The organism is Variovorax sp. 20P10.2.4, assembly GCF_058244205.1.
Genome location: NZ_JBZAYE010000479.1, coordinates 1 through 5724, shown reverse-complemented (window position 1 = coordinate 5724; position 5724 = coordinate 1). Strand labels below are relative to the sequence as shown.

The window sequence follows — 5724 nt, the reverse complement described above, 5'->3', positions numbered from 1 at the left end:
TTTTTCGTTTTCGGCTTCGGTTTTCTCGCTCACACCACCGCCGGCATGGCTGGCACGCTGGCCGAACAGCCGCAGCAGGCGCAGCGCGGCGACCTGGCTGGCCAGGGTGTAGCGCCAGCGCGCCAGCCGGCCCTCGCCGCCCACCAGGTCGAGCAGGCCGACCCCCGACTGGTCGCTCAGCTGCAGCGCCAGCGCCGGGTCGGCGAGCGACCACTCACGCCAGACGCCTTTGCCGCCGGGCTCCAGCGCCAGCAGCCGCTGGTCGGTGAGCGCCACCAGGCCAAAACTGAAACGAAGTTCTTCATCGAGGTCAACCGACAGTGTTGCCAGAACGTTTTCCGCGACTGCGAGCCGGCTTTTCAGAGCCTCTGAAACCGCTTCGTTTTCGCCCTCCTGGGTGCCGACTGGATCGTGATGTTGCATTGTGTTTCTTTGACTCTTGCCCGTCGCGGCCCGCTGGGACCGCGCCATGACGCCCTTCGCGGGGCGCCGATTCTGACCGATCGCCATGGGCGCGCTTGAAGGCGCCGCGGTGCTCGGCCAAAGCACATCGAACGTTTGCATGACCCGTTTCGACGACATTCGCCTGCTGCGCATCAACTATTTGCGCGGCCCGAGCATCTGGACCTACCGCCCGGTGCTCGAAGTCTGGCTGGACCTCGGCCGGCTCGAGGAATTCCCCTCCAACAAGATCGAAGGCTTCGGCGACCGGCTGACGACCCTGCTGCCGGCGCTGATCGAGCACCACTGCGGCGTCGGCGAGCGCGGCGGCTTCATCCAGCGGCTGCGCGAAGGCACCTGGTCGGGCCACGTGCTCGAGCACGTGGTGATCGAGCTCTTGAACCTGGCCGGCATGGCCACCGGTTTCGGCCAGACCCGCGAGACCTCGGTCTCGGGCACCTACCGCATGGTGTTCCGCTCGCGTGACGAGCAGGTGGCGCGGGTGGCGCTGGCCGAGGGCCACCGCATCATGATGGCCGCGATCAACGACGACCCCATCGGCCCGGCCGACGTGCAGGCCGCGATCGAGGCGATCAAGTCGAAGGTCGACGACTGCTACCTCGGCCCGAGCACCGAGGCGATCGTGAATGCCGCGATCGACCGCGACATCCCCTACATGCGCCTGAACAGCGGCAACCTGGTCCAGATGGGCTACGGCGCCAACCAGCAGCGCATCTGGACCGCCGAGACCGACTACACCAGCGCCATCGGCGAATCGATCGCCAGCGACAAGGTGCTGACCAAGTCGCTGCTCGCGGGCTGCGGCATCCCGGTGCCCGGCGGCCAGGCCGTCGCCAGCCCGGCCGAGGCCTGGGAAGTGGCCGAGGAGATGGGCGTGCCGGTGGTGGTCAAGCCCTCCGACGGCAACCATGGCCGCGGCGTGATCCTGGACCTGACCAAGCGCGAGGACATCGAGGCCGCCTTCTCGGTGGCCGAGCGCCACGGCAGCGAAGTGCTGGTCGAGCGCTACATCCGCGGCGAGGAACACCGCGTGCTGGTGGTCGGCGGCCGCATGGTGGCGGCCGCGCGCGGCGAGACCGTCTGGGTCACGGGCGACGGCAAGTCCGACTGCAGCGAACTCATCGACCTGCAGATCAACAGCGACCCGCGCCGCGGCGACACCGAGGACTTCCCGCTGTCGTTCCTGGGCGCGCGCGACGGCGCGATCCTGTCGGACCTGCGCCGCCAGGGCCTGGTGCCCGAGTCGGTGCCCGAAGCCGGCCGCCGCGTGCTGATCCAGCGCAACGGCAACGTCGCGATCGACTGCACCGACAGCGTCCATCCCGAGGTCGCGCACATGGTCGAGCTGGCCGCGCGCGTGGTCGGCCTGGACATCGCCGGCATCGACCTGGTCTGCGAGGACATCTCCAAGCCACTCGGCCCGCAGGGCGGCGCCATCGTCGAGGTGAACGCCGGCCCCGGCCTGCTGATGCACCTGAAGCCGGCCGTCGGCTCGCCGCGCCCGGTGGGCCGCGCGATCTGCGACCACCTGTTCCCCGACGATTCGCAAGGCCGCATCCCCGTGGTGGGCGTGGCCGGTTCGCGCGACAACGCGGTGATCGCCCGCCTGGTGGCCTGGCTGGTCGGCCTCGGCGGCCGCCACACCGGCCTGGCCTGCCGCGACGGCCTGTTCCTCGAGCGCCGCCGCGTCGATGCGCGCGACAGCGCCAACTGGGAAGCCGGCCACCGCCTGCTGATGAACCGCCAGGTGCAGGCCGTGGTGATCGAGAACGGCGCGCGCACCATCCTGCAGGACGGCCTGCCCTACGACCGCTGCGAGGTCGGCATCGTGACCGACCTCGGCGGCTTCGAGCAGCTGGGCGACTTCGACATCCGCGAGAGCGACCACATGGTCAAGGTGCTGCGCACCCAGGTCGACGTGGTGCTGCCCGAGGGCACCGCGGTGCTCAACGCCGACGACGAACGCGTGGCCGGCCTGGCGCCGCTGTGCGACGGCGCCGTGATCCTCTACAGCGTGGACGCGCAGGCCGCGTCGCTGACGGCCCACCAGGCCGCCGGCGGCAAGGCGGTGCTGATCCGCCAGGACCGCGTGGTGCTGGCCAACGGCACCAGCGAGTCGTTCCTGCCGGGCCTGGGCCGCCTCACCGTGTGGCGCGCCACCCATGCCGGCGTCAGCCTCGAGAGCCTGCTGGCCGCCGTGGCCGCGGCCTGGGCGCTGGGCATTCCGCTCAACCTCATCGGCGCGGGCATCGAAGCCTTCGAGGCCGACCTGCAGGCGGCACTGGCCTCGCTGCAGCTCTCGCAGAGCCAGCCCTCGCCCCAACTCCAGCTCGCTTGATCCATCCGGTCCCCCGCGTTCTCGCGGGGCACCCGCCGATACCCCAGAAGAACCGCGCCGCCCCATGAAAGTCACCCGCACCCGCGCCCTTCGCGGTCCCAACCTCTGGAGCCGCCACACCGCCATCGAGGCGGTCGTTGCCTGCGAAGGCGACGAGAACGCCATCGGCCGGCTGGCCGGCTTCGAGGACCGCCTGCGCGCGGCCTTCCCGACCATCGGCGAGCTGCACCCCATGGTGCTGGGCCAGCCGCTGGCGCTGGCCCACGTGCTGGAGAACGCGGCCGTGGCGCTGCAGGCCCAGGCCGGCTGCGCGGTCAACTTCGGCCACACCTCGCCCACGCTGGAAGAAGGCGTCTACCAGGTGGTCGTGCAATACACCGAGGAGGCCGTCGGCCGCCGCGCGCTCGAGCTGGCCGAGGCGCTGATCGCCGCGGCACAGAACGGCACCGCCTTCGACGCCACCGCCGCCATCACCGAGCTGCGCGACCTCGACGAATCGGAACGCCTGGGCCCGAGCACCGGCTCCATCGTCGACGCCGCCGTGGCGCGCGGCATCCCCTACCGCCGCCTCACCAGCGGCAGCCTGGTGCAGTTCGGCTGGGGCTCGAAGCAGCGCCGCATCCAGGCCGCCGAGGTCGACAGCACCAGCGGCGTGGCCGAGTCGATCGCGCAGGACAAGGAGCTCACCAAGCAGCTGCTCAACGCCGCCGGCGTGCCGGTGCCGCTGGGCCGCCCGGTGGCCGACATGGACGACGCCTGGGCCGCCGCTCAGGAGATCGGCCTGCCCGTGGTGGTGAAGCCGCAGGACGGCAACCAGGGCAAGGGCGTGACCGTCAACATCACGACGCGCGAGCAGCTCGATGCGGCCTACGCGGCCGCCGATGCCCACGGCGAGGTGATGGTCGAGAAATTCCTGCCGGGCTTCGACTTCCGCCTGCTGGTGGTGGGCGACCGCCTGGTGGCCGCCTCGCGGCGCGATCCGCCGCACGTGATCGGCGACGGCAGCGCCACCGTGCGCCAGCTGGTCGACACGGTCAACCTCGACCCGCGCCGCGGCGAGGGCCATGCCACCTCGCTGACCAAGATCCGCCTCGACGACATCGCCGTCGGCCGGCTCGAAGCGCAAGGCCTCACGCCCGACAGCGTGCCCGCGCTGGGCCAGCGCGTGGTGCTGCGCAACAACGCCAACCTCTCGACCGGCGGCACCGCCACCGACGTGACCGACACCGTGCATCCCGAGGTGGCGGCGCGCGCGGTCGACGCGGCGCAGATGGTCGGCCTGCACATCTGCGGCGTCGACGTGGTCTGCGAGAGCGTGCTGCGCCCGCTCGAGGAGCAGCACGGCGGCATCGTCGAGGTCAATGCCGCGCCGGGCCTGCGCATGCACATCTCGCCCTCGTTCGGCCGCGGCCGCGCGGTCGGCGAGGCGGTGGTCGACGCGCTGTTCGCCCATGGCGACGACGGCCGCATCCCGGTGATCGCGGTCACCGGCACCAACGGCAAGACCACCACCACGCGGCTGATCAACCACATCGTCGCCTCCAGCGGCCTGCGCACCGGCATGACCAACACCGACGGCGTGTACGTCGACGGCCGCCAGACCGACAGCGGCGACTGCAGCGGCCCGAAGAGCGCGCGCAACGTGCTGCTGCATCCCGACGTGGACGCGGCCGTGTTCGAGGTCGCGCGCGGCGGCGTGCTGCGCGAGGGCCTGGGCTTCGACCGCTGCTCGGTGGCCGTGGTCACCAACATCGGCAGCGGCGACCACCTGGGCCTGAACTACATCACCACCGTCGAGGACCTCGCGGTGCTCAAGCGCGTAGTGGTGCGCAACGTGGCGCCCGGCGGCTATGCCGTGCTCAACGCGGCCGACCCCAACGTCGCCGCGATGGCCACCAACTGCCCGGGCGAGGTGATCTTCTTCGCGGCCGACCGCCAGCATCCCGTGATGGCCACGCACCGCGCGCAGGGCAAGCGCACCGTCTACGTCGACCAGGACACGGTGGTGGCGGCCGAGGGCTCGTGGCGCGAACGCATCTCGCTGCGCGACGTGCCGATCACGCGCGGCGGCAGCATCGGCTTCCAGGTCGACAACGTGATGGCCGCCGTGGCCGCGGCCTGGGCCGTGGGCCTGGACTGGGACACCATCCGCAGCGGCCTCGCGAGCTTCCTCAACGACGCCGCCGGCGTGCCCGGCCGCTTCAACGTGATGGACTACCGCGGCGCCACCGTGATCGCCGACTACGGCCACAACACCGACGCCATGCGCGCGCTGGTCTCGGCCGTGGACACCATGCCCGCGAAGAAGCGCTCGGTGGTCATCAGCGGCGCGGGCGACCGGCGCGATTCCGACATCCGCGACCAGACCGCGATCCTGGGCCAGGCCTTCGACGACGTGATCCTCTATCAGGACGCGGCCCAGCGCGGCCGCGCCGACGGCGAGGTGATGGGCCTGCTGCGCCAGGGCCTGCAGGGCGCGACCCGCACGCGCCAGATCGACGAGATCCGTGGCGAGTTCATCGCCATCGACGCCGCGCTGGCCCGGCTGCAGCCCGGCGACCTCTCGCTGATCCTGGTCGACCAGGTCGACGAAGCGCTCGCCCACCTCGCCAAGCGCATCGCCGAAGGCTGAGCGCGCGGGCCGGGTCCCGCCGCCTGCGGGATTCGTCCCACACGCGGGGGCGCGTCCCGCCGGGTCCGCAATCTGTGCCGTCCCACAGGCCGCGCGCGCCGCGCGGCCGGACACTGGGCCTCCAGTCGCGCACTGCCTCGCTCTCGAGGAAGTCGCGTCCTTTCCAGGAGGCACGATGACCCCAACGATCCACGCGGGAACGATCCCGACCCGCCGGCCGACGCGGCCGCTGCGTTCCCTTCGCATCCTCGCGCTCGCGGCCGGCCTGGTCGCGCTCGGCGCGCAGGCCCAG

General features: G+C 71.6%; 2 protein-coding genes and 1 pseudogene. 2 read left to right on the top strand and 1 reads right to left on the bottom strand.

Annotated elements, in window-relative coordinates; genetic code table 11:
- Positions 1-423: pseudogene (locus tag AC27VN_RS30755) on the bottom strand (cyanophycin metabolism-associated ABC transporter); the annotation flags it as partial.
- Positions 424-562: 139 nt separating this feature from the next.
- Here AC27VN_RS30755 and AC27VN_RS30750 point away from each other — a divergent pair.
- Together AC27VN_RS30750 and cphA are read left to right on the top strand one after the other, a co-directional pair.
- Positions 563-2800, top strand: a complete 2238-nt coding sequence (locus tag AC27VN_RS30750) for a cyanophycin synthetase (RefSeq protein ID WP_256223074.1) — start codon at positions 563-565, stop codon at positions 2798-2800.
- A 64-nt stretch (positions 2801-2864) separates the two neighbouring features.
- The gene (gene cphA / locus AC27VN_RS30745; protein WP_490879008.1) at positions 2865-5432 is read left to right on the top strand and encodes a cyanophycin synthetase; all 2568 of its coding nucleotides are present in this window, start codon (positions 2865-2867) and stop codon (positions 5430-5432) included.
- Positions 5433-5724: the final 292 nt, after the last annotated feature.

Bases quoted from the DNA above. Each gene is read 5' to 3' on its own strand.
- AC27VN_RS30750 (WP_256223074.1), top strand. From the start codon at position 563: ATGACCCGTTTCGACGACATTCGCCTGCTGCGCATCAACTATTTGCGC.
- cphA (WP_490879008.1), top strand. From the start codon at position 2,865: ATGAAAGTCACCCGCACCCGCGCCCTTCGCGGTCCCAACCTCTGGAGC.